Below are 25,601 nucleotides of genomic sequence, written 5' to 3'. Positions count from 1 at the left end.
TCTTATTTGTAAATAGGAAAGAGGTGCAAAATGGCAACAGTTAAACAAAAATCAACTTTTTCATTATTTATGGAAACATTAATTGAATATAAACCAAGTTTAAAACCAGAATTATTAACATTAATATTTCAAAGTGTTGAAAATATAATTGATGAAAAAAAGAAAGAAATTGAACAATTAAAAGAAAAAATTAAAAATAATGAAGAAATAGAATTATCATTTTAAAAATGAAAACGAAAAACTAAAACAAAATCAATTATTTCAGAAAGATTTTGATGGGGTTGAAACATATTTTGGTGAAGGAGATTGGTTGGGTTATACAGAACAAAGACCTTGGATTCAAATGTATAAAATAAAAAATTTCCCGATATGTGATTGTTTAAAACCTTGTGGATGATATTTAGGCCATTATTGAACTCATAGTGAATATTTGAAAAAGAAAGGAAAAAAATAAATGGATAAATTATTAGAACCAATTGTAATGCATTATGGGGATAAGCAAATTACCCAGACAATTGAAGAACTATCTGAGCTGATTAAAGAACTTTGTAAAAATATTAAAGGAGCAAATAATAAAGAACAAATTAAAGAAGAAATGGCAGACTGTTATGTAATGTTAGAACAGTTAAAATTATTATTTAGTTTTGATTCAGAAGATATTAAAAATATCATGCTTAAAAAATTACATCGAACTATTAGACAAGTTGATCAAGAAATTCAAGCGCGAATTAAAAAGGAGAGTAATTAAAATATGGAAAATTTAAATAATAAACTTGATCACAGACATTATTGATGGATAAAAAATACTTTATTTCGCCTCTATACTAAAGAACAAATTTTAGATGCTTTTAATAAAATAAATATTGCAGTTGAAAAAGCAAAAAAGGGCCAAGAAATTATGCCCTGAGCAAATGATACTGAACTAGACCGAAAACACTATTGATGAATTAGAAGTACTTTGTTTAAATATTATGAATATGAAATTTTATTAAGTTTAATTAATAATTAAATTAAGATATTAGGGACACATGTTAAACATGTGTTTTTAATTAATATTCTAAAATATTTTAAAAATTATAAATTTAAACATCAAAATGTTATTCACTTTTAAAAAATGAATTATATAATTACATTATAAAAAATAGTTTTTCTATTTTTTTGAAAAATAATTCAGTTTAGATTATTAACTAAAGTTAGGAGAAGAAAATTTGTGAATGAAAATGATGTATTTGAGTTAATTAATGATACGGTATTAAATTATTTTAATAATCCAAATAGTAATGATAATAATCTTAATATAAAAGGCAAATGGGGATATGGTAAAACAACTTTTATTAATAAATTTAAGGAAAATTATAAAGACACTTATAATTGTAATGTACTTAATTTATGAAAGTATGAAATATCAGATAATGTATTTATTTCAATATTATCAGATATATTAAAAATTTTAAAATATGAACCAAGTGCTAACCCTAATATTAAAAAAATTTTAACAGGAGTAGTTTTAAGTTTAACTAGAACAAAATGAATAAAAAAAGAAATTGATGAAGCAAAAGAAATAGATGATTTATATTCTTTAGATTTTTTTAATGAAAGTTTACAGGAAATGATAAACCAAATTAATAGCTTAACAAAGGCTCAAAGTGAGGTTAAAAAAATAATAATTATTTTTGACGAACTAGATAGATGTACATCAGAACAAATGATAAAAATATTAAGTACCATTAAAAATGTTTTATTTCATATTGAAAATTTGTTTTTTATTATATGTTCAGATTCTGATCATATAAATCAAGTATTAAGTTCCTCGTCTGCTGAAAATTATACAAATAAAATTTTTTCAAATACATTGGATATAAAATATATTACTATGTTTGATAAAAGTTTAATTCCCAATATTATTGACAACATTATTATTGATAAATGAATATTAGATAAAAAAGATTTTCGTTCAATTGAGTATGCATATAATAAAACAAATAAGTATTTCCAAAAAAATTTGACTTTATTTTATGAATCTATGCATAAAAATGATAGATTAATATGAGAATCTTTTATATTTGTTATATATTATTTTAAATTTTTTGATAGTAACTATAAAAATATATTAAATAACTTAGAAAAAATTGCTATTAATCCTAAAAAAATTATTGATTCTTTAGTTGATGCAAAAAAAGAAAAAAATGCAGTTATAGAATCTATTTTATCAAGTATATCTAATCTAGAACAAGAAAAAAATATATTTACTAAAAAACCAGCTAATTTTAATTTATATGTCTATTTTAATTTAAAAGATCTTTCTATTGAATATGTAAATGTTATTTATTTATTACCGTTTGTTAAAGAACTTGAAAAATTAGATTTAAAAAATAGTATAAGTGAATTAGAAAGAGATAGTAGAACAATAACTGCAAATATTTCTTATGATAGTATTAAACCTTTTATAATGGAAGAGTTTTTAGAATATTTAAATATTCTTATTTCTTTTAATTTAAAACATGATATATTTTTATTTGATAATGGTAATTATCCAAATGATTATCATTTAATAATTAAAAAAACAGTTATTGATTAATTTAGTTTATAATATTTGTGTAGATGACCAAATGACACATGCTACGATTTTTATCGTATGTATGTGTTTTTTTATTTGGTAAAGAACAAATTAGAATGAAAGGATATAAATATGACTTATCAAACAACAATGTCGGCGTTGATGTTTTTATCAATTGTTTTAGTAATTTATGAAATTATTATTTTTGTTAAGTGAAATAAGTACTGTCAAAAAATATGATCAAAATATTTTCAAAAATGAGTTAATAGCAAACCTGAATTAAAACAAGAAATTAAAAAGTTAGATGAGGAGCAAATTTGCAAAGCTAAAAGAGAAATAAAAATTAGATTAATTTTTAATTTAACAGTATTAGCAATTGCAATAATTGGAATTATAGTTTTTGGAGTGTTAAGTTTTAATGGATAATCAAGAAAAAAAGAAATTTTGAAATAAACCTAGAAAAGAATCTTTAATTAACTCTATTATTATATTTCCTTTTGTTTTAGGAGTTGGGATTGTAATAATTCCGTTTTTGAAAGTATGAAAAATGGAAGGGTTTAAATTATTTAAATATTTTGATTTTTTATGATTGTTTATTAAAACAAATCCGGTTTTTATAATTTTGCTATGTGTAATTCTAACTACCATTTTTTGAACTATAGCTTTTACGGTTATTTTAATTAAAAAAGAATTGGAAAAAGTTTATATCAAAGAAGTAGATTCAACTGAATATGGAGCAGCAAAATGAATTGTTAACGAATTAAAAAACAAAGGTAAAATAGATAATTTTAATGAACTATATCCTAGTCATAGTCTTATAAATTCTGAGCAGCCTGGTTGAGCAACAAGATTTATTAAAAACAAAAATGAGCTAGTTTTCAACATTCGAGATAATACTCATGCTGTTTGTTTAGGGGCGACAAATTCCGGAAAGTCTCAAAAAATAGTAATGCCCTCAGCAATTTATAATGCAAATTTAACCTCTGAAAAACAACCATGTATGGTTTTTACAGATCCAAAAGGGGAATTATATCAAAATCTTTCTAAACCATTGCAAGAAAAGGGATATGAAGTTTTGACCTTAAATTTACGTGATGCTAAATTATCATCATCTTGAAATCCACTAGCTATTGCATTCAAATATTATTATGATTCAGTTACATTGCATGAACAAATTAAAAGAGTTAATTTTAATAATTTAGAAGAGTTAAAAGAAAAATTGAAAGGCATTAAGTGTTATGATCATGAAGAAAGTTTTTGTTATGATTGTTTAAATTCACTAGAAGAAAAAGGACAAGTCGCTATTTTTGAAAAGATGTGATTTAGAAAAGTAAGTAAAGCTGAGTTGCTTTGCGAAACAATGAAACGAGAATTAAAGTCTTTTGCTATTGAAGAAATTAATGATCTAGTTTTAACAATTTGGCCATTAAAAGGGAGCGATAACGACCACTTTTCTACAATGGCCGGAAGCATTGCTAAATGCTTGATGCTAGGAATGCTAGAAATATTGGATAAAGACCCTAACGAATTGACACTAGAAATGTTTAATTTACCAACTATTGGAATTTTAGTTGCTGACCGCCAAAAAATGAAACAATGACATAATTCCTTATCTTTAAAATCAATGGCCCGAATAGTAGGGTCAAATGCTTTGAAAACAGGAGATAAAGAACTGGGTTCTATTCTTTCAACTTTAGATCGGGGCTTACAAATTTATCAAGATATCGGAATTCAGACTATTGTCTGTAAAAATGATATTAATTTATTTACATTTACTGATAAACCAAAAGCGTTATTTTTAATAGTACCTGATGAAAAAACTAACCGCCATATTCTGGCCAGTTTATTTGTTTCGCAGTTGTACAAAGCAAATGTTTTAGTTGCAAATTCACAATCTAATAAACGTTTGCCAAGAGATATTCAATTTTATTTAGATGAATTTGGGAATATGCCGATGATTCCAAACTTCCAAGGATTCGTAACGGTTGCTCGAAGTCGAGGGATGTTTTTCTTACTTATTCTACAAGATTTTTTACAATTAGATCAAAAATATGGCAAAGAAAACGGGGGAATTATTCGCTCCAACTGTAACTTAAACATTTATATTCAAACAAACGATACACAAACTGCCGAGATGTATTCAAAAATGCTAGGTGATCAAACAGTAGAAGTTGTCAGCTACACAACTAGTCGCGATCCAAAAACAAAGAAAATTATTAAAAATCCACCACAAACTAGATTAGAGGGAATGCCATTGATTAAACCCGGGGATTTAATGAAACTAAGAAATCCTTATGGAATTATTTTTAGTTCGAAAGAAAATCCAGGATTAGTTTACATGGAATCAGCTTGAAAATTTGCGAAGGAATTTAATCTAGGGAAAGAGCGAAAAGAAAAAGAAATCAATACTGTTGATTTCTTGAATGATTATTTCTTTAATTTATTTTCATATGTTCCCGGTAAAAATAATATTGATGTTGATATTTTGGTCAAACATGAAACCGAAAGAGAAATTTCACAAAGCAAAGAAAAGATTGAATTACCAAATATTACAAGTTTACTAGCTAAAGCACCAAGTGAAAGAACTCCGGAAGAACGTGAAATTGTTGAAAAATATCGTAATATTCAAACCAAAATAAATAAGGAAGAAAACAAAAATTTAATAAATAAAAGTAAACAAGATTTGAAATAAATCTTGTTTTTATGTGTAAAATAAAGTTAGAAGTGAGGTTTTAAAAATGGAAATTTGACAATCCATATTAATGACTATTGGAGTTGCAATTATTACTGCAATTTTTACAGTACATATACCAGATATTATAAAGAAAATTTTTAATAGAAAAAAAGATAAAGATTATTATACTAATAAAATAGAAAAAAAGATAAAGATTATTATACTAATAAAATAGAAAAAAAGATAAATAAAATTTATTCAATTAATATATCAAAAAAAAATTATGAAATAATAATTTTTAAAGAACAAGTTATATTATATTTAGACTGATTACATGAATTTTTTTTTGACAAAAGTTCAAGACAAAAAGAAAAAATTCTAGACATTATTAAAAAAATTAAAAAATATTTATTAGAAGCTAATAAATATTATCCAAAATTAACTAATATTATTTATTCAGTCTCTTCAAAAAAAGGTGGAAATTATCCGGCGGGCATTAATTATAGATTTAATGTTATTAAAATTTCTAAAAATGATTTCATTAAAAAAATGGAATCTTATTCAACACCTAGATGAGTTGAAAAATTTTTAGAAGATATTGAAATTAAAGTTGATTATACATTCTGACTTGAAATTTCTGATGCTTCATATGATTTAAATACTGATTCTATATTAAAGTTTAATTATGCAACTATATTAGAAAAAAAGAGATTTAAAAAATTATATTTAGAAAATATTAAAAAATCAAAACACAAAAAATTATTAGAATATTATACTAATGATTATGAAAATATGATAGAAGAATGAGCTAATAAAATGAATGTGCCACTTTTTTTAGAACTAGATTGTTCAATTCATGGTAAAGATAAATGATTTTTACAAAATAGATTATATGATAGAACTATTAATAATGATTTATATATAAAATACAAAAATAATAATCACAAAGGATTTGATGGATTATATTTTAATTCTTCTAAAATTCCAAAAGTAAAAATAGATTTAAATAATTCTTATTATATATTCATTGAACTGGAAGAGCGAATAAATAATTATGATAGTTCTGATCCTAAATATTTAGTTTCTTTAATAAAAATAAAAGAATTATTTAATAAAAATAAACAATTTTTATTAAGAGAAAAAATTGATATTTTGTTAGATAATTTAAAATATTTTTAAAATAATCCTCGGCTGTCCGAGAAAGAGGGCAAAAAGAAAAGTGCGCGCACTTTTGCGCCCACGAAAAAGGCTGTAAATACAGTCTTTTTTATACTTTAGCGCGCACTTTTATGCCCTCTTGTTGAGTGAGTGCGCCCACGATTTTTCCGATATCTATCGGAAAAATTGGGGTTGTGCGCACACTTCTTATCCTGCTTCTGAAATTACTCCGTAATTTTCGAAGAAATGGGGTATAATGTTAAGGTAGATGACCAAATGACACATGCTACGATTTTTATCGTATGCATGTGTTTTTTTATTTGGTAAAGAACAAATTTGTAAAAGAGGTAGTAATGTCAGGATTATGAACTAAGTAACGAAATGGAATTATAGAAATAAAAAAAGAGCCGGGGTAAGGGCTCTAATAATTAATTTACCTGAATTAATCAGGTAACGAGGTCTCATCTTATAAGTAAAACTTATAACACTAAGATATTTAAATAATAGCATAGTTTAAATTAAAAACAATAGGAATGAGGAAAAAAATGAAAATACGTACATGAAAAGTATATGAAGTGCAAAATCCCGGAGATTTAGATCAATTTGGAGTTCAAAAAAGAAGAGCTTTTATTGCTTTAGGACGAGGTAGTAATCCATATCAAACGTATGGAATATTAACAACAACTTCGTATAAAACTAATGAAATAACTAATCAATTAGTCATAAAAGATTTATTGAATAATAAAAAAGAAAATAAATTATTACCAAATAACTTAGTTAGAATATTCAATTCAAATTTAGTAGCTCCGTATTATCAAACTATAAAGGGTAAAAAGATATTCATTGATATAAATGCAGAAAATAGGAAGAAAATCATTGAACATTTTAACTTGCAAGAATATCGCACTGTTAGAGAGTTCAAATTCCATTCATTAGATCAAGATGAGAAAATTGACTATTTTTATCAGGCAAATACTTTGTTAAAAGGAATCAACAAAAATCTTGATCAAGCTTATGATGCAACCGGGAATTTGATCGATGAATTAGCTAATAAGCATGTATCAGGTGAAAAGGGGGTTGTTTTAGACATTGAAACATATGCTCACTTAAATAAGGGTTATGAGGATGCACAGTGGTTAAAAACCGAATTATCTAAGGCTCATCAAAAAATAAATCTGCTTGAAAAAGAAAATGAACAATTAAAATATGAAAATGATAATTTAAAAAATAATCAAATTAAACAAAAAGAAGAAGATTATGAAATGGAGATATAAAAATGAATAATAGTATCATTGCCCCTCAATTGAAAAAACAGAAGTTAAAGTTAAAAGATAATTTTACCCTTGTTGATTTAGTATTTACGCTTATTTATGCTACAACGGCATTTCTTATTGGCTATAATTTAATATTTTTATCAATGTCAATTCGAATAATTATTGGCATCAGTGTTTTTATGTTTTTAATGCTAACTTTAATTAATTCTGAACGATATAATGCCAAAATTTATATGATCGCAATTAGGGGTTTCATCTTTTGAAGTAAAAAGAAAAAGTTTAGTATTGATTCAAAATCTAATAATACATCCTTATTAATGCCCTATCGAAAATTATATGATGGTTATATTGAGACTAGTGTTTTAGAGGGTGGTAAAAAATGATATATTAGTGCCTTAGAAATTAAAGGAATTAACATCACAACATTAGATCCCGAAGAACAAATCCTAAAGTTAGAACAATTATCTAATATGTTTCGTTTAACTGATTGCCAATTAAGTTTAGTAAAAATAGAGCGTCCGCATAATTTGAATAAAAACTTAAAATTTTTACAAACAGTCATGAATAAATTGGAACACTTAAAAAAGTCTAAAAAATTATCTAAACATGGTTATGATAGCAGAACAAAACAATTGGAAGGTTATCAAAACTTATACTCTGATCAAGAAGGAATTTTAGGATATTCGCAAACGGCAAAGACTTTTATTTTATTTATTTATGAAACAGAAGTTTCAAAACTATTTAAAGCTGTTAAATTAATTAAAAATAAAATTAATGAAATAAATTTGCGAGCTGAAGAAATTAGTAAGTATGAATTAGTAAATAACATTAAACTTATTTTTAACCCATATGATGAACCGTTTTCTAATGAAAAAATAGATGAGTATAATAACAAGTTAAATGAACTATTAGCAATTGATAATATAACATTTACTCAAAATAACTTTAAAATTAATGATGTTTATTATTCAACAAAAGGAATTCGTGATTATCCAATTTATCCTCAGAATGGTTGAGCAGCTAAATTATGTGCAACCGATAGTACAGTTATTATAAACATTGCTAAAACTAATTTAGATGCTGTTAAGGAACAATTACACCGGGCAATGGTCAATGCTCGGACAAACTTGTTTTCTATAAAACGTACAGTTAATCGTTCAGAAAAAGAAAATGAATACCAATCTTTTGAAAACTTAGTAAATTTGATTTCTTGTGGAGAAGAAACAATTAAAAGAGTTAATGTTTTATTTTTAAATTATGGTGTTGATAAGAAAACTTTAAAACAAGCAGAAGAAGGAGTTGAAATGCTTTTAAAACAACAGAATATGAAAATGGATTATCTATTATTTAAACAAATAGATGGATATAGTGGAATTTTACCCAAACCAACTGACCCAACAGCATATACAAATTCTTTCGAAATGCCGTGTGTAACTATTGGTAATTCATTTCCATTTCTAAATAATGCTTTAGAAGATGAAAAAGGTTTATTTGTTGGTTATAACTCAACTGGTGATGTTGTTTTTTCTGATCAGTTTAAGCGAGGGGGAGATTACCAAAATTCTAATGCCTTTTTTATTGGAACAACCGGGGGAGGTAAAACAACAACTGTTAGCAAATTTCTAAATTACCATATTGCACTGGGTCGGAAAGTAATTATTATTGATCCAAAACGTGAATTTGGCCATTTATGTAATTACCATGATGGAAATTGAATTGATGCTGGGAGTGGAACAAAAGGGAATTTTAATCCTTTGCAAATTCAAACCCCGGTTGATAAAAGTATTAGTATTGAGATGATAATTGGTGATCATTTACAAATTCTAGAAACATTCTTTCGTTTTACAGAACCATCTTTTAATGAAGAAGAAATAAAATTCTTATTGCAAAAAATATTAGATTTTTATTTATCTTTAAAGGTTAATAAATCAAATAACATCATAAAAATGAAAAATAATGATTGGCCAATTTTTAGTGATTTAGTTATCTTTTTAAAAGAACAAATTCCAAATTTGGGTGAAGAAATCCTTTTAAATAAAATTATTAAAACAATTGAATATGATTTTACCGGGTATGGGAAATATGCGGCTTTATGAAATAAGCAGTCATCCGTTAGTTTAGCTAATAACTTATTAAATGTGCTAGACATTCAAACCTTATATTCAAAATCGCAATCTAATGTTTTAAAAGCTCAAATGTTCTTAATGTTAAATTTCATTCGAAATGAAATTAATAATAATCGTTTTAATGATAATAATGAAATCATTCTTGCTGTTGATGAGGCCCACGTTGTTATTGATCGAGATAATCCACAAGCTTTAAAATTCTTATTTGAAACAGTCAAAATGATTAGAGGATTTAATGGGGGTGTTATGTTGGTTACTCAAAATTTATCAGACTTTAAAACAACCCCTGAATTAGAACGTGAAGCAACAGCAATTTTGAACAATGCTCAATATGTTGGAATTTTAAAACTAAAACAAAAAGATTTACAGGATGTGAGCGATTTGTACCAGGCAAGTGGTGGATTATCATCAGCTGAAATTAACTTTTGTGCAACTGCGCAAAGGGGAGATATGTTATTTATGGCAACGGATTACAATCGTCATTGCCTACATGTTGAATTAACTGAAATTGAACAAGAAGCAATAGGTATTAAACTAACAGAAAATTAAATAATGACATAAAAAGACAAAAATATGACATTAAATGACAAAAAGTGAGCATAAAATGCTAAATTATGAACACAAAATACTAAAAAGTGAACACTTAATCAAAAAAAGTGAGGTAAAAAATGGGAAAACAGAGTAAAACAACAACAAAATCAAATAATTTTAGAATCCAACTAAAATTACCCCCGGAAACATATTTTGAAGTTAAAAAATATACTGATGAAGAACATTCATTGGGTAATGTAATTCGATATTTTATTACTGAGGGACTAAAACAAAATGAAAAAAGTGATGATTAATGACTTGGCCAAACAGTTAGCATCAAAAACTAATCTAACTCAAAAGCGAGCAAAAGAGTTAATAAATTTAACTTTTGAATTAATTAGTGATGAATTAATTAATGATAATGAGGTTTTAATATCTAACTTTGGTAAATTTAAAACAACAAATGTAAATCGTGAAGAAACTGTTTTAAAACAAGCCCCATATAAAATAAGGGCCAGTAAAACAGTTAGTTTTTCATCAGCAAAGAAATTTAATCAGTATTTTAGGAGAATAAATCATGAGCAAAAAGATAGTAGAAGTTAGATTTAAATTAAGACATTTAAACCAAATTCAAGAACACAAATTATTTGTCGAAAGTCATAAAGATAAATACAATTCAATTAATGAATTACTAGCTAATACATATATTTCTTCTATTCAAAAAAATAACTTAGAAGATAAAACTGACATGATAGCAGATATAGTTCGAGAAGAAATAAACAAATCAACAAGTCTTTTATTAAAAGCTACAAAAAATTATACCGATGATTTAGTTTCTTATTTGTTATCGCAACAAATAATTACTGATCAGCGAATTAAAGTAATGCAAAATATCTTAGCCAAACAACTTGCAATTGATTTAAACACTTTGAACAATCCAGATAGTGAAATTTTACAAGAACTAGATTATATAAAAGAATTTTCACAACAAATTAAAACAGATTATGAAGTTTGAAAAGAAAACCGCCGTAAAGAAAGAGGTAAAAAATAATGAAAAAGTTTAACTGAGAAAAGTTTTTACAAGTATTTTTAGTTATTTTCCCAATAACTATTGGTACAATTTTACCAATCCTAAATTTGTTAAATGTATTTATATTTAATAAAAAAGTAAATACTAATATGACAACACATGAAATTATAGATATAGTATCAGCAATTATTGTTCCAACACTAGTAGTGATAATATCAGTAATATTTATCTGGATAATTTTAAAAATAAAAAATAACAATATTAACAATAACAATGCAAAAAATTTAGAAAAAATTATCGGTACTGGTGAAGGTGAAAACCTAAGAAAAATTGTTAATGATAATACTTTAAAATTAATACATGGTCATAATAAAATTACAGAAATACTACTTATTTTAAAAGATAGAAGTGACTATTATGAAAAAAATAAAATTACTGAAAATATAGTAAATAATTATGATGATATTGATAATACTATTATTCGAATAAAACTAAAACTTAAAATAGATGAATTAGAAAAAGAAAACAAAACATTAAAATTAGAAAATCAAAAATTATCAAAACAATTAGAAAATAATGATAAACAAACTTTTTAACTGGATATCACATTAAAAACAGACTCGGGTTTTTAACCCGAGTCTGTTTTTCTTCTAGAAATTACATGGTAATTTCAGAAGCAGGATAAGGAGTGTGCGCACAACCCCAATTTTTCCGATAGATATCGGAAAAATCGTGGGCGCACTCACTCTACAAGAGGGCATAAAAGTGCGCGCTAAAGTATAAAAAAGACTGTATTTACAGCCTTTTTCGTGGGCGCAAAAGTGCGCGCACTTTTCTTTTTGCCCTCTTTCTCGGACAGCCGAGGATTATGTTACTATATAATTAGAGGTGAAATATGGAAGACATTAAAAAAATATTACCTAAACTTAATAAATGATACGAAAATAAATTTCTTCTTGATGAATCAAATGAAAAATTGATTAATTTTTTAAATAATTCTTCTAAATTGTATATTGAAACAACTCAAGTCGTAGGTAGTTTTGTTTTAAATTTCCCTAAAAATTTTATGAAATATAAGTGTGGTTTTATTTTGGACTATACTTATCTTTTAAGTGAACTTTGCTTTGTTTCTAATTTAATGAATGAATTAGAAACAAATTATAATAAAAGAGGTTATTTTGATAGAAAAAATCAAATTTTACTTATTTCTACTAATGATTTTATTTTATTGCCTAATTCATATACTATTTTGGATAAATTTGTAGTTTTAGAAAAAATAATAAAAAATACTAAAGAAGGTAAATTAAATACTGATTTAAATAACTTAAGAAAATTATCTTTTTGAAAAAAACACAAAAATAAATTACAATTTTCTATATTTAAAATAATTGTGGGTATTAGAAATTTAATGGTTCATTACCCTACTGCTAATATATTTTTAAATGCAGGTTTAGCCGAAAATGAGGAAGAAGAATATTGGATTAAAATATTATACAATTTAGAAAAAGAAGAAAAAAATAATTTATTAGATAATCCATTTAATTGTTTAACTAAAATAATTTTTTTACTTGCTGCTAAGCTAATTTTAAATAAAATTTTAGAATATAAATAAGTTTATAGTATAATATTTGTGTAGATGACCAAATGACACATGCTACGATTTTTATCGTATGCATGTGTTTTTTATTTGGTAAAGGACAAACTAACCTAAATATTAATTTTTATTTACAGAAAGTATAGAGGAAATTAATATATGACAGATCAATTACAAAATACAGAACAAAATTTAAAACCAAACTATGATTCTTTTTTAATTAAAAAAGAAAGAATTATAAAAGTTATGGACGCAAAGGAAATTACTTTAGCAGATGGAAGAGTTAAAGTAATGAAACCAAAATTCCTGGTAAGATTATCGGAAAAAGAAACATTCTTTTACCCACAAAATTCAGTCTTTCTTAAACAATTGGCAAATGATGGTGAGCATTTAATCAAAGAAGCAGATTCATTAGAAACAGCTGATTATGCACAAATGACATTTCCAAAAGACAATAAAGATTGAGATAGAATTAAAATCTCAACTTTTGAAGGACATGATGAAGCAGGAAAACCTGTTTATGGTGATAGAGATTGTGCATTAACAGGTTTAAAAACACATTTTAAAGAAGAAACAGCTCAAATTTGAGAAGAAATGCGCCAGGCAAAACAAGAATTTATTAAAAACAAAGACGTCAGTAACAGCATCGAATAACGAAACTGATGTAATCTCATTTGATGGTGATGATGCCATTTTATGAGACTAAACAAAATATTTAGGTTAGTAAGACTTTGTAAAATACAAAGTCTTTAATTTATTCAAAAGGATAGAATATGAAAAAATTACTAAGTTTTTTAGGAGCAATAGTTTTAACATTCCCAATTGTTAATACAGCCATTGCATGTGAAGGAACAGGGTGAGGAGTTAACCCAACTCCACCAACACCGCCCAATCCAGAACCAGAAAAAGATATTGAATATTATCAAAAGTTATATGAAGCAAAACAGAAAGATTATTTAAAAACCAAAGCAGAAATTGATGAATTAAAATCTCCGGAAACAATTAAAGAACTTTGTGGAGGCGTTACAATTTGTGCAGATTTACAAGAACTAATTGATTTAACGACAATTGAATTATATCGATATAACGTAATTATGGATGATTGTTTATATCAAATTCTTTATTTAGAAAATAATAAAAATATTACCAATCCGGAAGCAAAAGTAAAAGCTGCTGGAATTTTGACAGATGAATTAACTACTTTAACCACGATTAAATTAATTATGAAATTATATCCTGATAATTATAAAGAAAAAGATCTTAATGAAGTAAACGACCAAATTAGCAAAGTTCAACAATTAATTAGTGAATTGAGTAAAGAGTAATATGCTTAAATTATTTAGATTTGATGAACCAATAAATAACAAAATTAAGCTATTAGAAACAACTAAAATTGATTGAAATGAACTAGCTAGTGAAAATTTTGTAAATGTTGAAAATATTTTAAAGGAATTTGCTAATGAATTAATAGGATATACGGAAGTAAATAATAAAGTTAGTTATTTAGTATTTGCAGATAATTATGATCAAAATTATTTGGAAAATAAAGACATAACATTTAGAATTTTATCTAATGCTAAAATAATCAATGAACGATATGAAACATGAGGTATTACATCATTAAATAGACTATTCGAAGAATTAAGAATTTCAAAAGAAGAAGTATTGTTAAATAATGAGCCTTATCATTTTAAAAATGATAATAGTTATGAATTAGAATAAAATTATTATTTTATTTAAAAATGAGGTAAAAATTAAAAAACCAAAAGAAACATTATCTTAAAAAAGATAAGTGAAATAGATAGGAGATAAGATTATGGAAAAAGAAATGTTAAAAAATGAATATTTCGGCGAAAAAACGAAAGAAGATGTTTTTAGAAGATGGAATAAACATCTAGCTCTTAATGAAAAGGATGGTTATAATAATTATCATGAATATAAAATCCATGAACGTAAAACAAATGATAAATTTTCTTCATATGTATTAAGTGAAGATTATTACGGTTACGATGTTGAATTTGCATTTTTTGATAAAAAAGATAACTTAATCTTTACAACTAATGATGAGATGAAAGTTTATTTTTTTGACCAATATGGATTAGATCCTAATATCCATAAAGATGAGTTTAATAATTATATAAAACAAATAGAAGATGAACGTGAAGAAGAGTTTTCAAGATAAAATTAAAATAAAATTATTATTCAAAATTTTAACTTAATAAAAAATAAAAATTTAAAGTCACAATATTGATATTTATTTCAAATTATTATTTTTTTCATAGGATAATAAAAATAAAATTTGAGGTATAATTAAGTATATAAATATTATTTTGGGGTGATGAAATGAATGCAATTACAGTCGCAAGATTCTTAATAAAAGGGAATAAAGATAGATTTAATAGTAAAACACCTTTAGAATTTAATGGTGTAAATGTAACTGAAGGAAATTTAATTTTAAATAAACATTTGCATTTAGCACAAATACTTTTTCTCGGAAAATATGGAATGGAATTATTTGAAGATAATTTATTTGCTTATATTAATGGAGCAGTAGTTAATACAGTTCGCCTTAATTATTTATCATTAATTGATGATAATAGTCTTATTTTTAATCAAGATAATTTTGAACAATTAAATGAAACCCAAGAAAAATTTTTAAAAAATATAATTATTTTTTTATCAGGAGCTTCTTTTGAAGAATTATCAGATTTGTCACATGTAGACCCAGCGTGAATCGATGCTAGAAAAAATTATATAAAAGGTGACCATTCTTCACAAATTATGGACATTAAAAAATATAAAGATGAATATAAAATAAATTTTAAAGATGCATTAGAAGTTATTGAAAATATAGAAAATTATATTGATAGTGAAAAATAAAATTCTTAGATGCCATATTCCTTATGATAATGGAGAAAATCCAGCAACTTCTAAAAATGATAATAAACCTAGAAGATTATTAATTTATGAAGATACTTCTAAATTTTTAGTTTGTTTTAATATTACTAAATTAACTCAAAATAATATGTACAAATTAATTCAGTATAAAAATATGTTAAAAATTTCTAAGATTAAAAACCCGTCTTTATTAAAATGCGATTCTATTCTTAAATTAAATAAAATATTTGTTATTGAAAAGTTTGATGGAATTGAAAAATCTTTGTTTTCAAATGTGGAATTGGCTATTTCTGATTTAATAAGAATTGAGGAAAGAGTAAAAGAAATATATAAATCAGATCTAGACCAAGAAATAGTTAAAATATCAAAGAAAGTTTTTCAATTTTTAAATAACGATTTGTATGAAGTATAGTATAATATTTGTGTAGATGACCAAATGACACATGCTACGATTTTTATCGTATGCATGTGTTTTTTATTTGGTAAAGAACAAATTTGTAAAAGAGGTAGTAATGTCAGGATTATGAACGATTAAATCATCGCAACCTTTTTCACAACAAGAAATTAAAAATAACTATATTAAATATGATTATAATTTAAAATCACGATATCAAATTAATGAAAATTTTAAAGCTAAACAAGTTTTAAATAATAATTTTAAGATCAATAAATCATATTGGAATATGAACCGTTTTAATTTGTTAGTGCACAAAGGTAAAAAATATAAAAACCAAAAGAAGCATTATCTTAAAAAAGATAAATGAAATAGATAGGAGATAAGACTATGCCAAATTGTGAGCATGAACAAATAAATATAACAAAAACTTTCTTTGATAGTTTTAATAATGTTTGTATTAATTTTGAATGTCTTAATTGTAAAGAAAATATAAGTAATTTTACAATTGCCGAAATTAAGGATTTACAAACAGGATTAGATGAACAAATTGAAAGTAACATAAATAAAGAAACAGATTACGAAATAGAATAAGGAGAAATAAAATATGAGTACAAATAAAATAAATATTGAAGATAAATTAAAAGAAAATGTTAATGAAATTATAGAAATTTTGCAAAATGAAAATCTTACTGAAAAAGTTAAAAATAGGGAATATGATATTTCAGAGTTGGTAAATGAAACTTGTGATTCAGAATTTATATATTATGAAGACCAAGATGAATTAATTAAATATTTTGGTTTAAATGATAGGAATAAACCGGCAAATGAAAATTTTACAGAGGCATATCTAGAATATATTTCAAAAGTTGAAAATAAAGTCATCAAAAAGCTTAACGAAATTAGTTATGATCAAATTAATGAAACTAATGAAGATTTTGAAATGGAGATGTAAGAAAAATGAGTAAACGAGAAACAATATTTGAATTACATGAGGTTATTGGATTTGATGATAATGGTAATTATGATGAAAATTATGATAAATTACTTTATACATTTACTAGTTATGAGGATGCTCAGAATGAATTAAATTATCAAGTTGAGCATGGATATGCGCCAAGTGAATTAGAAATTCAAGAAGAAGAAATTGATTATGATATTAATCAAAATAAAAACTATTTAGAAACACTTGAACACTTAAAAAGAGTTGAACAAAACTATCAAAAAGAGGTATTTAAAGATGCAATTTCTGATTTGGACCAAGAGTTTAGAACAAATGAAATTGGCATTGTTGGGATTAGTTCTAAATTAATAAAAATAGGTTTTAGTGCAGAGCAAGTATTAGATTGAGAAACAAAAGCTAAAACTTTAAATACAAATAATGAAATTCTTATTGAACAAAACGAAAATGAAGAATTAAGAGTTCCATTTGATAATTATCTAAAAAGTTTAAAACCTGAATATGGATTACAACTGTTTCAAAATGAAGGTGCATTTAAAGAATACGAATCTGAGTTTAAAAAATATTTAAGTGCTAAAGAAATTCAAAATAAAGAATTTGAAGCAAAAAGAGAAGAAATGGAGTGAGAATAAAATGGGATTTTTATTAAATATTTTAGCAGATGTGCCCGATTTTAGTGGAACAACAAAGCTAGTTGTTACTTTACTAAATGCTATTTTAACCCCAATTTCAATTATTGCGGGAGCCATTTGTGTTTTATATATAGTTAAACATGCCTTAAAAATTAAAAAATTTGCTGATGATCCTGAACAGAGAAACATTCAAATCTTTGCGATTGCTTGATGTATATTTGGGTTGGCACTATGTATTTTTGCCCCTATTTTTGTAAATACTATTTTACCTGAATTAATGAATGGGAGTGGGGGTTATCAACCTCCAACTAGTTAATATATGTTAGAGGCTATTAATAGTTTAAATTTAAATCTATTCGGATTTGTTGATTGAGTCCAGGACGGAATTTTAAAGGTTGTTTGAAATATTTTTATTTGAGGGCCATTGGGGTTAGTTTCTGTTTTTGATCAGGTACTAATATTTTTATCATCAGGGATAGTATTTGATTTATTGTTTAATTCAAATAGTCAATTTTCGTGAGAAAATATTCCAACAGCATTTTGACAGTTTGCAATTGTGGCTGTTGGGCTACTTGTTATTATTTTTATTTCACAGTTTTTAACTTTACAGTTTAAAGAAGCTGATCAAATGAAACCAAAATTAATGAGTTGTTTGCGGTTTACCGGGTTAGCGGGAGTATTTGTTTTCTTTATTCCATTAGGATTTTTCTTTGTAAATGCAATTATTGTATGATTTGTTTCAATTTTAAACACCATTTTTGGAACAACTGGGGTTAAAATAGCTGATGCTCTATACTGAGCAGGAAATATCCATGGTGGGAGTGGGTCTGTAAATGATTATATGGCTCCTGAAAATATTCGGGATTGAAGTATTATCGTTGAAATGTTTGCGGTATGATTTGTCTTGATTGCCGTTGCAATGTTAGGTTTAGCATTAACTCAAAAAGTATTTGAATTATTGTTCTTATTTCTAATTTCCCCATTAGTAATGGCTGGAATGGTACAAGATGAAGGGAAACGGGCTCTAACCTGAAAAGACATGGTTATATCCAAAATGTTAGCTGCATCAGCGACATTAGTGGCATATTATATCTATATGGTTTATACAAGTATTGTGTCTAAACCAAGTTTTGGGCCAAGTAATTTTGATCGATGAGCGCAAATGCTTTTAAGGTTATTATGTCTACTTGGTGGGGCATTAGGAACATGAGGAATTACAGTCATTATTGCTACCTTTATTGGTGAAGGAGCCGGAGCCATGGAGGGAATGAACTCAATTCGAACAACAATGGCCGCAGGATTCTTTGCAGCTGGTTCGGCTAAAATGGTTGGAAGAGCCTTAGGATTTGCAAAATCAAAAAAACAATTGAAATATGAACGAAAAATGGGGATGGGCGGAGCAAATCCACTATCAAGTCCATTTGATGAATCGTTAAATTCAATGTTAGGACCCGATGCAACCGGGGCAAGTAGATCAGGTATTCCACCAATTAGTGCACCAACTAGAATGGCTGGTCGCAGTGGCATCATTGGAGGATTAGCCACTATTGGAGGATTAGCGGCAATTGGTGCTGGAAAAAGTATATGAGCTATTAAGAATGGTTGAACTAGTGCCAAAGATACTAGTGGAATTGTTCCAACCAAAAATGGAATTGATGTTAAACGAAAAGGTAAAGCCGGAACATATGCTCGTAAATTTGGTAAAGCAATTGGGGCTGGTTTAGCATCACCATTTGTTGGAATCGGAAGAACATTTAAAAAAGGCGCTCGTATTGGTTGAAATTCAGCCGGAGAAGTATTTGGTGGTGAAGCCAGAAAAGGTTATAAACGTGCTGAGGAAATTCCACAAGAGATTAAAGATGCTAAAATTAAAAAAATTAAAGCACGTGATAATAAAAAATTGGAAAAATCTAAAAAAAATAACTAGAATTTTATTATAAATTCTAGTTTTTTATATTATAATAAAATCAAATATCAACTGTATTAACCATTATTAATTTATAAAGGAGATTTAATATGGGTATTAAAAGTTTACTTGGAGGCGAAACAAACTACAAGGCAATTAATAAGCATTATCAAAAGGAATATAAAAAATTAGCTGAAAAACAAAAATTTATTAGTGAATCTGATTCAATTTATTTTAAAAGATTAGAATTGGTAGGACCAGAAAACTTTGTAAAGAGTTTGCTTGATTCTGTTGGACCAAAATATTATGAATTAGAAGAAAAGTCTATAAAAGATTTCCTTAGTCGTTATCCTGATGCAATTCCACCTGAATATAACCCTTATTATATTCAACCAGAAATTAACCAAGATAGTAGTAAAGATCTAGAGGCATTAAAAATTGAAAAAGAAATCCTTGAAATGAAACTAAAGTTAAAAGAGCTAGAAAATAGTAAGTAGGATAAATATGTCAGAATTAAAAAAAATAGAAATTCATAACACTTTTTTGGGGAATATGATAACTCCATTTGGAAATGATATGTTTTTTAGAGTGAATTCTTTTAATAAAATTTATCAATTAAATCAATTTGATTTAAATTCTATAGATTATAAAGTAGTTTTAGAAAGTGGAATTTTGGACTTAGATAATAAAATAATTAGTTTTATTATCAATGGTATTATTCATAAGTTCAGTTTTATATTGATAGATAATAATGATTTTTTTGCTCTTTTAGAATATATAAAAGAAAATGATGAATATAATGTTTATGAATTAGTTTGTTTATTAGAAAATCAAAGATCAGAAGTTATAGATTTTTTTAAGAAAACATATAGTAAAAATTTTAAATCTTCATATTTAGCTGATTTAATTTATAATAAAAAATATGTAGAAATTAAAAATTTGTTATTTTTAATTAATTTTTTGATATCTTTTAATGAATTTGAAGAAAATGATCAACTTGCATTTATTCTTGGCCCAAATGGTGTTGGTAAAACTAAACTAATCAAATTTTTAGTAGATAATATTTTTTCTGATATTAAAATTAAAGTACTGCAATCTAATGTTTTTTTAAATTATGTCCAGTTATCATCAGCAGTAGAAACATATGAAAAAATTGAAACAATTAATAATAAAAAAATGTATGACAAAAATTATGAACAACATTATAGTCAAATAGTATATGATGTATCAAAAATTTTGTCTGCACTAATAAATGATGCAAATGAAGCAAATGATATGGAAAAAAATAAAGATACTATTTTACTCTATAAAATAATTAAATTATTTGAATCAATATTTGGCGATATTAAAGTAAAAAAAGATATGATAAAAAGAAAGTTAAATTTTTCAAAAAATGACTCAGCTGAATATGGTTGAAATGAATTAAGCGATGGAGAAAAGAAAACGCTATGAATGATTGCTAATATTTTAATTGCTGAACCAAATAGTTGAATTTTTATTGATGAACCAGAAACTCATTTAAATCCAGCTTTATATAAAAAAATTTGAAAAGAGATATTTAAAATTAAAGTGGATTCAAAATTTATTTTTATATCCCATAGTCCTGAAATGGTTAACATTTTTAAGAAAAATGCAGTTTTTTTTAGAGTTAATTCATTCAGTTTTCCATCCTTTTGAGATATAAAAAAAGTTACAGTAGAAGAATTAGATGCTGATTATTGAATGAAAATATATGGTTCTAAGGAAAAAATTTTATTTTGTGAGGGAAAAACCGACAAAATAATATTTGATGAATTATTTTCAGAATATCAAGTTATTCCATCTGGTGGAAAAAAAGAGGTAGTTAATAAGGTAAAATTACTGAATGACCAGAAATTATATAATTTGGAAGCATATGGAATAGTAGACAGAGATGAAAATAAAGATACTTTTGAAGAAAATATAAAAATTTTAGATTGTAATGAAATTGAAATGTTATTATTTGATGATTTATTTATTGAAGAAGTATATAAAGATTTGTATCCTTTGTGGAAAAAGAATGATATAAAAAATAAAATAAAGGAAATAAATAAAAATTTCTTTAATTATATAAATAAAAATTTAAATAAGATAATAAATTCTTATAAAGAAAATAAAGTACAAAGATTAAAAAAAACTTTTGATTTTGATTTATCTACACAGGAAACAATTAATTGTTCAAGTGAAAAGCTAAAAGAAATTATTATTAATGAAATGAATAGATTAGAAGAATGAAAATTAAAAGAGATTACAACATTTGTTGAAAATGAAAATAAACAAGAGTTATTAAAAATTTGCAATTTAAAAAACGAAATTATTAATAATCCTAAGATAATGCTTATAAAAAATTATGAGAAAAAAGTTATAAATATAATTCAGAAAGATTCTAATAACATTAAAAAACGTATTTTAAAAAAATATAATTTAGATTTTTTTAATAAGTAAGGTGAAAACATTATTTTTATAATCAAACTATAGTACATGAAATATCTTTGGCTATAGTTGGAGAATTTAAGTTTGAAAAACCAAACTGTATAAAATGCTTTACATCAAGTATATAGAAAGTTAGGAAATAGTTAATATGAAAGAATATTTTATTAATATAGTAGATTCTTTTTTTGTTAATTTTCAAGAATTTAATTGCTCAATCAATAGAGTTAATGTTTCAAATGAAGAATTTCAAAATTATTTAAAAATTTCTGGACTTGAAAAATTAGTAAATAATCTAAAAAAACAATATAATCACATTATGAAATGATTAGAAGAATATTTTTTTGAAAATTTTAATTCTAATTTTCAAGAATTTATTTATGATATTAAATATATTAATTTTTTTATTAAAAATAATGAAACTATAATGGACAGAGCAATTTTTTGATATGAATTTGATAACTATAAAATGAAAGGATTTTTTTTGTTTTTGTATTCATTGTTAGATAAAATAGTATTATTAAATTATTTAGATAAAAACCAAAATAATTCTGAGTTAATTAAAAAAATTTCAGAAGTAAAAAATCAAGAAGATGCCGAAAAAACTTTAAAATTTTTCAAAAAAATCTCTTTTACTAATAAAAACTATAATATTCATTTAGAAGCTTTACAAAAAAGCACATTATGATTATATGGAATAAATATTAAAAGAAATTGGGATATGCACTGACCACAAGTTGCACAAATTATAAATCCAAATGAAATTCATAACATAGCTGATAATTATTACATTAATATATATTTAACTTTATTTTTATTTCTTTGATACTTAAAGACATATGCATTAAAATAATAAGTAAAAATTCATTTAAGTATATAAATGTATTCTGCTTAATTATAAAAACAAATTAAATAAGAAGTGATTTATTTAAAAAATTAGAAACAAGTATATAAAAATTTGTTATATAATATTTGTGTAGATGACCAAATGACACATGCTACGATTTTTATCGTATGCATGTGTTTTTTTATTTGGTAAAGAACAAAAATTAATAAAGGTAAATAAATATGTTAGAGGTATTTCGCGATTATTTAAAATTATCTAAAAGAGGGCGAAATTATGTTGCAATTTGTCCTTTTCATAGTGATTCGCATCCTAGTTTATCAGTATCGGTAGAAAAACAAGTTTGACGTTGTTTTGTTTGCAATGTTGGTGGATCAGTTGAATATTTTGTTGCTAAAATAGAAAATCTTTCAATTAATGAAGCTAAGCAATTAATTTCAGCTAAATACAATTTAGATCAGCAACAAACAATTTCACAACCAAAAGTAGTCCCTCAAAGTGAAAAAGATAAATTATATCAATTGAACAATTTGACCATGTTGTATTTTAAAAATAGTCTAAATACAATAATTGGCACAACAGCAAAAGAATATTTACATAATAGGGGATATTCTGAACAAATAATTGATGAATTTGATTTAGGATATTCAAATAGTGATGATCTAATCAACTTTTTACTAAAAAAAGGATATAGTCAAGAAGAATTAATTAAAGCTAATTTAGCTAGATTAAACTATAAAGATGAATTGTGCAGTGTTTTTAAAGACCGTGTTATGATTCCGATTAAAAATGAAAACAATCAAGTTGTTGGTTTTTCTGGCAGAGATTTATCAAATACAAGTCAAATAAAATACTTAAATTCAGCAGAAACAGATGTCTTTATTAAAAGTAATGTGCTATTTAATTTAAATAAAATTCCGGAATTTCAAAAAGAAGTTACGATTGTTGAAGGTTATATGGATGCTATTTCATTGGCCCAAAACGCAATTCCAGCAGTTGCATTAATGGGAACTAATTTATCAAAAAATCAGATTTCGTTATTATCAAAACGTTTTGATAAAGTTAATATTTTTCTAGATAATGATAAGCCTGGAAGATTAGCTAGTGAGAAAATAAATAGCTTATTGGTAAATACAGGAATAACTATAAAAACTATTGACAATAATAGTCAGTATAAAGATGCCGATGAAATTTGCCAAAGTAAAAATTTTGATTTATTAAAAGAATTATACAAAAATGAGGCGGAATTTGAACTTGGATAAGCATAGTAGTTATAGTCATGCTGATCAAAGTGTCCCGGTAATTTGAAAGATAATTCGGTTTTCAAAAAACAGTGAGAAATTTCAGTCCAAACGAAAATATTACAAAAGTGGGGATTACTGAAAATATATCACTAGGTCGGAAGCGTTATGTAAATGCTGTTTAAATAATGATAAGCTAAAAAACTTAAAAAATGCTGAATCAGCAAAAGACTATACTAAAAAAATTAATGAAATTGCTAAAAATGAAGATAAAAAAGATACCGGGATTTATGCTAATGGTAAAAAACTAACTTCAACAGAAGCAGATGAAATAAATAGCAAAATAAAAAATTTAGAGGAAAATCAATTACTGTGGGATTGTGTATTAAGTTTTTCAAATGATTTTGAAAAAGAATACAATTTGCATAATCGTGAACAAATTGCTGAAGTAATTGATTCTAATATTAAAAAGTATTTTCGTAAAGCTGGGTTAGATCCAAACAATTTAGACTATTGATTTGTTGTTCATGATAATACTGAAAATATTCATGCACATATTGGTTTTATGGAAAAAGAGCCAAAATCATTGGCAAAAGGGGGTAAAGAATTTAAGTATCGTGAAATGGGTAAAATATCAGAAGAAGCTAATGAATACTTTCGCTTTCAGACTCAACAATACGTTGAAAACAGGAGAGAATTTTTTAAAGAATTGCGAACAAAACGAGATGAAATAACGCCAAAATTTCGGATGCAAGTTCATAATGATATTAAAAATAATTCCGATGAATTAACTAATTTAGTTAAAACTTATTTAACAGATTTACCAGCGCATAAAAATGGTAAGCATTTTAAATATGGAGAGCTATATAAAGCTGCTCCCGAAAAACAACTACAACTTCGCAATATTGTTGATTATGTTATTCAAAATAATGATGATCTTAAATTTCAGTTTGATGACTATGTAATAAGTTTGCAAACTCACCGTGATCAATTAATTAAGGACAGTGAAAATAATAAAACAGCATTCGATAAAGCAACTAAATGATATTGAAAAGAAATTTATGGCGATGGATTGTATCGGAGACTAGCTAACGCCTTCTTAAATACTTTGTATTTCAAACCAAAGCGAAAAAGAAAATCAAAATATCCACCAGGGTTATATGAGGGAATGAACAAACCTTTTAATTGAAAATATAATTCATTATCAAAATTGACTTATGAATTATCTCAGCAATTTGGTGGTGCAATGCAAAATGCCATGAATAATTTTAGACAATTACAGAATGAAATTCATAACGTTAATAGTTATGATATGAAAGCAAAGGGGGAGTAA

32 protein-coding genes are annotated in these 25,601 nt (G+C 25.2%); all 32 read left to right on the top strand.

Going from position 1 to position 25,601, the window contains the following annotated elements:
* Positions 1-30: 30 nt before the first annotated feature.
* The 32 genes from SCHRY_RS04760 (at position 31) to SCHRY_RS04615 (ending at position 25,601) form a co-directional block, all read left to right on the top strand.
* A complete protein-coding gene (locus SCHRY_RS04760; protein WP_016339326.1) occupies positions 31-225 on the top strand; it encodes a hypothetical protein in 195 nt (64 codons plus the stop codon).
* A 229-nt stretch (positions 226-454) separates the two neighbouring features.
* Positions 455-748 (top strand): nucleoside triphosphate pyrophosphohydrolase family protein, encoded by a 294-nt coding sequence (locus SCHRY_RS04755; protein WP_016339325.1) that lies wholly within the window; start codon positions 455-457, stop codon positions 746-748.
* Positions 749-751: 3 nt separating this feature from the next.
* Positions 752-1,009: a hypothetical protein gene (locus tag SCHRY_RS04750; RefSeq protein WP_016339324.1), complete on the top strand. Its 258-nt coding sequence runs from the start codon at positions 752-754 to the stop codon at positions 1,007-1,009.
* Positions 1,010-1,210: 201 nt separating this feature from the next.
* Positions 1,211-2,578: a P-loop NTPase fold protein gene (locus SCHRY_RS04745; protein ID WP_016339323.1), complete on the top strand. Its 1,368-nt coding sequence runs from the start codon at positions 1,211-1,213 to the stop codon at positions 2,576-2,578.
* 111 nt (positions 2,579-2,689) lie between these two features.
* Positions 2,690-2,983: a hypothetical protein gene (locus tag SCHRY_RS04740; protein ID WP_016339322.1), complete on the top strand. Its 294-nt coding sequence runs from the start codon at positions 2,690-2,692 to the stop codon at positions 2,981-2,983.
* A complete protein-coding gene (locus SCHRY_RS04735) occupies positions 2,976-5,249 on the top strand; it encodes a type IV secretory system conjugative DNA transfer family protein (RefSeq protein WP_016339321.1) in 2,274 nt (757 codons plus the stop codon). The genes SCHRY_RS04740 and SCHRY_RS04735 overlap by 8 nt, the downstream gene beginning before the upstream one ends.
* Before the next feature lie 46 nt (positions 5,250-5,295).
* Complete coding sequence (locus SCHRY_RS05435) at positions 5,296-5,466, top strand: hypothetical protein (protein WP_016339320.1); 171 nt, start codon at positions 5,296-5,298, stop codon at positions 5,464-5,466.
* 314 nt (positions 5,467-5,780) lie between these two features.
* Positions 5,781-6,410 (top strand): hypothetical protein, encoded by a 630-nt coding sequence (locus tag SCHRY_RS04730; RefSeq protein WP_016339319.1) that lies wholly within the window; start codon positions 5,781-5,783, stop codon positions 6,408-6,410.
* Positions 6,411-6,934: 524 nt separating this feature from the next.
* Positions 6,935-7,663, top strand: a complete 729-nt coding sequence (locus tag SCHRY_RS04725) for a hypothetical protein (RefSeq protein WP_016339318.1) — start codon at positions 6,935-6,937, stop codon at positions 7,661-7,663.
* Between the two features lie 2 nt (positions 7,664-7,665).
* Entirely contained in the window at positions 7,666-10,338 is a 2,673-nt protein-coding gene (locus SCHRY_RS04720; RefSeq protein ID WP_016339317.1) for an Mbov_0397 family ICE element conjugal transfer ATPase, read from the top strand.
* Positions 10,339-10,457: 119 nt separating this feature from the next.
* Complete coding sequence (locus SCHRY_RS05430) at positions 10,458-10,634, top strand: hypothetical protein (RefSeq protein ID WP_016339316.1); 177 nt, start codon at positions 10,458-10,460, stop codon at positions 10,632-10,634.
* Positions 10,615-10,923, top strand: coding sequence for an HU family DNA-binding protein (locus SCHRY_RS04715; RefSeq protein ID WP_016339315.1), 309 nt, complete (start codon positions 10,615-10,617; stop codon positions 10,921-10,923). The genes SCHRY_RS05430 and SCHRY_RS04715 overlap by 20 nt, the downstream gene beginning before the upstream one ends.
* Positions 10,898-11,371 (top strand): hypothetical protein, encoded by a 474-nt coding sequence (locus SCHRY_RS04710; RefSeq protein WP_016339314.1) that lies wholly within the window; start codon positions 10,898-10,900, stop codon positions 11,369-11,371. Before SCHRY_RS04715 ends, SCHRY_RS04710 begins: the two co-directional genes overlap by 26 nt.
* Complete coding sequence (locus tag SCHRY_RS04705; protein ID WP_016339313.1) at positions 11,371-11,946, top strand: bZIP transcription factor; 576 nt, start codon at positions 11,371-11,373, stop codon at positions 11,944-11,946. The genes SCHRY_RS04710 and SCHRY_RS04705 overlap by 1 nt, the downstream gene beginning before the upstream one ends.
* 299 nt (positions 11,947-12,245) lie before the next feature.
* The gene (locus SCHRY_RS04700) at positions 12,246-12,962 is read left to right on the top strand and encodes a hypothetical protein (RefSeq protein ID WP_016339312.1); all 717 of its coding nucleotides are present in this window, start codon (positions 12,246-12,248) and stop codon (positions 12,960-12,962) included.
* Positions 12,963-13,103: 141 nt separating this feature from the next.
* Entirely contained in the window at positions 13,104-13,598 is a 495-nt protein-coding gene (locus SCHRY_RS04695) for a hypothetical protein (protein ID WP_016339311.1), read from the top strand.
* A 119-nt stretch (positions 13,599-13,717) separates the two neighbouring features.
* Entirely contained in the window at positions 13,718-14,269 is a 552-nt protein-coding gene (locus tag SCHRY_RS04690) for a lipoprotein (RefSeq protein WP_016339310.1), read from the top strand.
* 1 nt (position 14,270) lies between these two features.
* Positions 14,271-14,666, top strand: a complete 396-nt coding sequence (locus tag SCHRY_RS04685; protein WP_016339309.1) for a hypothetical protein — start codon at positions 14,271-14,273, stop codon at positions 14,664-14,666.
* Positions 14,667-14,760: 94 nt separating this feature from the next.
* On the top strand, positions 14,761-15,126 hold the full coding sequence (locus SCHRY_RS04680; protein ID WP_016339308.1) for a hypothetical protein: 366 nt from the start codon (positions 14,761-14,763) through the stop codon (positions 15,124-15,126).
* A 161-nt stretch (positions 15,127-15,287) separates the two neighbouring features.
* Positions 15,288-15,824 (top strand): type II toxin-antitoxin system antitoxin SocA domain-containing protein, encoded by a 537-nt coding sequence (locus SCHRY_RS04675; protein ID WP_016339307.1) that lies wholly within the window; start codon positions 15,288-15,290, stop codon positions 15,822-15,824.
* Positions 15,814-16,254 (top strand): hypothetical protein, encoded by a 441-nt coding sequence (locus SCHRY_RS04670; RefSeq protein ID WP_016339306.1) that lies wholly within the window; start codon positions 15,814-15,816, stop codon positions 16,252-16,254. The genes SCHRY_RS04675 and SCHRY_RS04670 overlap by 11 nt, the downstream gene beginning before the upstream one ends.
* 100 nt (positions 16,255-16,354) lie before the next feature.
* Positions 16,355-16,615, top strand: a complete 261-nt coding sequence (locus SCHRY_RS04665) for a hypothetical protein (RefSeq protein ID WP_016339305.1) — start codon at positions 16,355-16,357, stop codon at positions 16,613-16,615.
* Positions 16,616-16,626: 11 nt separating this feature from the next.
* Positions 16,627-16,830 carry a hypothetical protein gene (locus SCHRY_RS04660; protein ID WP_016339304.1) on the top strand — a complete coding sequence of 68 codons (204 nt, stop codon included), beginning with the start codon at positions 16,627-16,629 and terminating at the stop codon, positions 16,828-16,830.
* Positions 16,831-16,843: 13 nt separating this feature from the next.
* Positions 16,844-17,191: a hypothetical protein gene (locus tag SCHRY_RS04655; RefSeq protein WP_016339303.1), complete on the top strand. Its 348-nt coding sequence runs from the start codon at positions 16,844-16,846 to the stop codon at positions 17,189-17,191.
* 5 nt (positions 17,192-17,196) lie between these two features.
* Entirely contained in the window at positions 17,197-17,829 is a 633-nt protein-coding gene (locus SCHRY_RS04650; RefSeq protein ID WP_016339302.1) for a hypothetical protein, read from the top strand.
* 1 nt (position 17,830) lies between these two features.
* The gene (locus SCHRY_RS04645; RefSeq protein ID WP_016339301.1) at positions 17,831-18,145 is read left to right on the top strand and encodes a pilin; all 315 of its coding nucleotides are present in this window, start codon (positions 17,831-17,833) and stop codon (positions 18,143-18,145) included.
* 3 nt (positions 18,146-18,148) lie between these two features.
* Positions 18,149-19,756, top strand: coding sequence for an Mbov_0396 family ICE element transmembrane protein (locus tag SCHRY_RS04640; RefSeq protein WP_016339300.1), 1,608 nt, complete (start codon positions 18,149-18,151; stop codon positions 19,754-19,756).
* Between the two features lie 89 nt (positions 19,757-19,845).
* Positions 19,846-20,232: a hypothetical protein gene (locus SCHRY_RS04635; protein WP_016339299.1), complete on the top strand. Its 387-nt coding sequence runs from the start codon at positions 19,846-19,848 to the stop codon at positions 20,230-20,232.
* Positions 20,233-20,239: 7 nt separating this feature from the next.
* Positions 20,240-22,198, top strand: a complete 1,959-nt coding sequence (locus SCHRY_RS04630) for an AAA family ATPase (RefSeq protein ID WP_016339298.1) — start codon at positions 20,240-20,242, stop codon at positions 22,196-22,198.
* 136 nt (positions 22,199-22,334) lie between these two features.
* Positions 22,335-23,036: a hypothetical protein gene (locus SCHRY_RS04625; protein WP_016339297.1), complete on the top strand. Its 702-nt coding sequence runs from the start codon at positions 22,335-22,337 to the stop codon at positions 23,034-23,036.
* A 215-nt stretch (positions 23,037-23,251) separates the two neighbouring features.
* Positions 23,252-24,289 (top strand): DNA primase, encoded by a 1,038-nt coding sequence (gene dnaG / locus SCHRY_RS04620; protein ID WP_016339296.1) that lies wholly within the window; start codon positions 23,252-23,254, stop codon positions 24,287-24,289.
* Positions 24,282-25,601 carry a relaxase MobL gene (locus SCHRY_RS04615; RefSeq protein WP_016339295.1) on the top strand — a complete coding sequence of 440 codons (1,320 nt, stop codon included), beginning with the start codon at positions 24,282-24,284 and terminating at the stop codon, positions 25,599-25,601. The genes dnaG and SCHRY_RS04615 overlap by 8 nt, the downstream gene beginning before the upstream one ends.

The organism is Spiroplasma chrysopicola DF-1 (genome assembly GCF_000400935.1).
In the GTDB taxonomy this organism is placed as follows: Bacteria; Bacillota_I; Bacilli_A; order Mycoplasmatales; family Mycoplasmataceae; genus Spiroplasma; species Spiroplasma chrysopicola.
The sequence above is the reverse complement of the archived record's forward strand: the minus strand, read 5'-3'. Positions and strand labels throughout refer to the sequence as shown.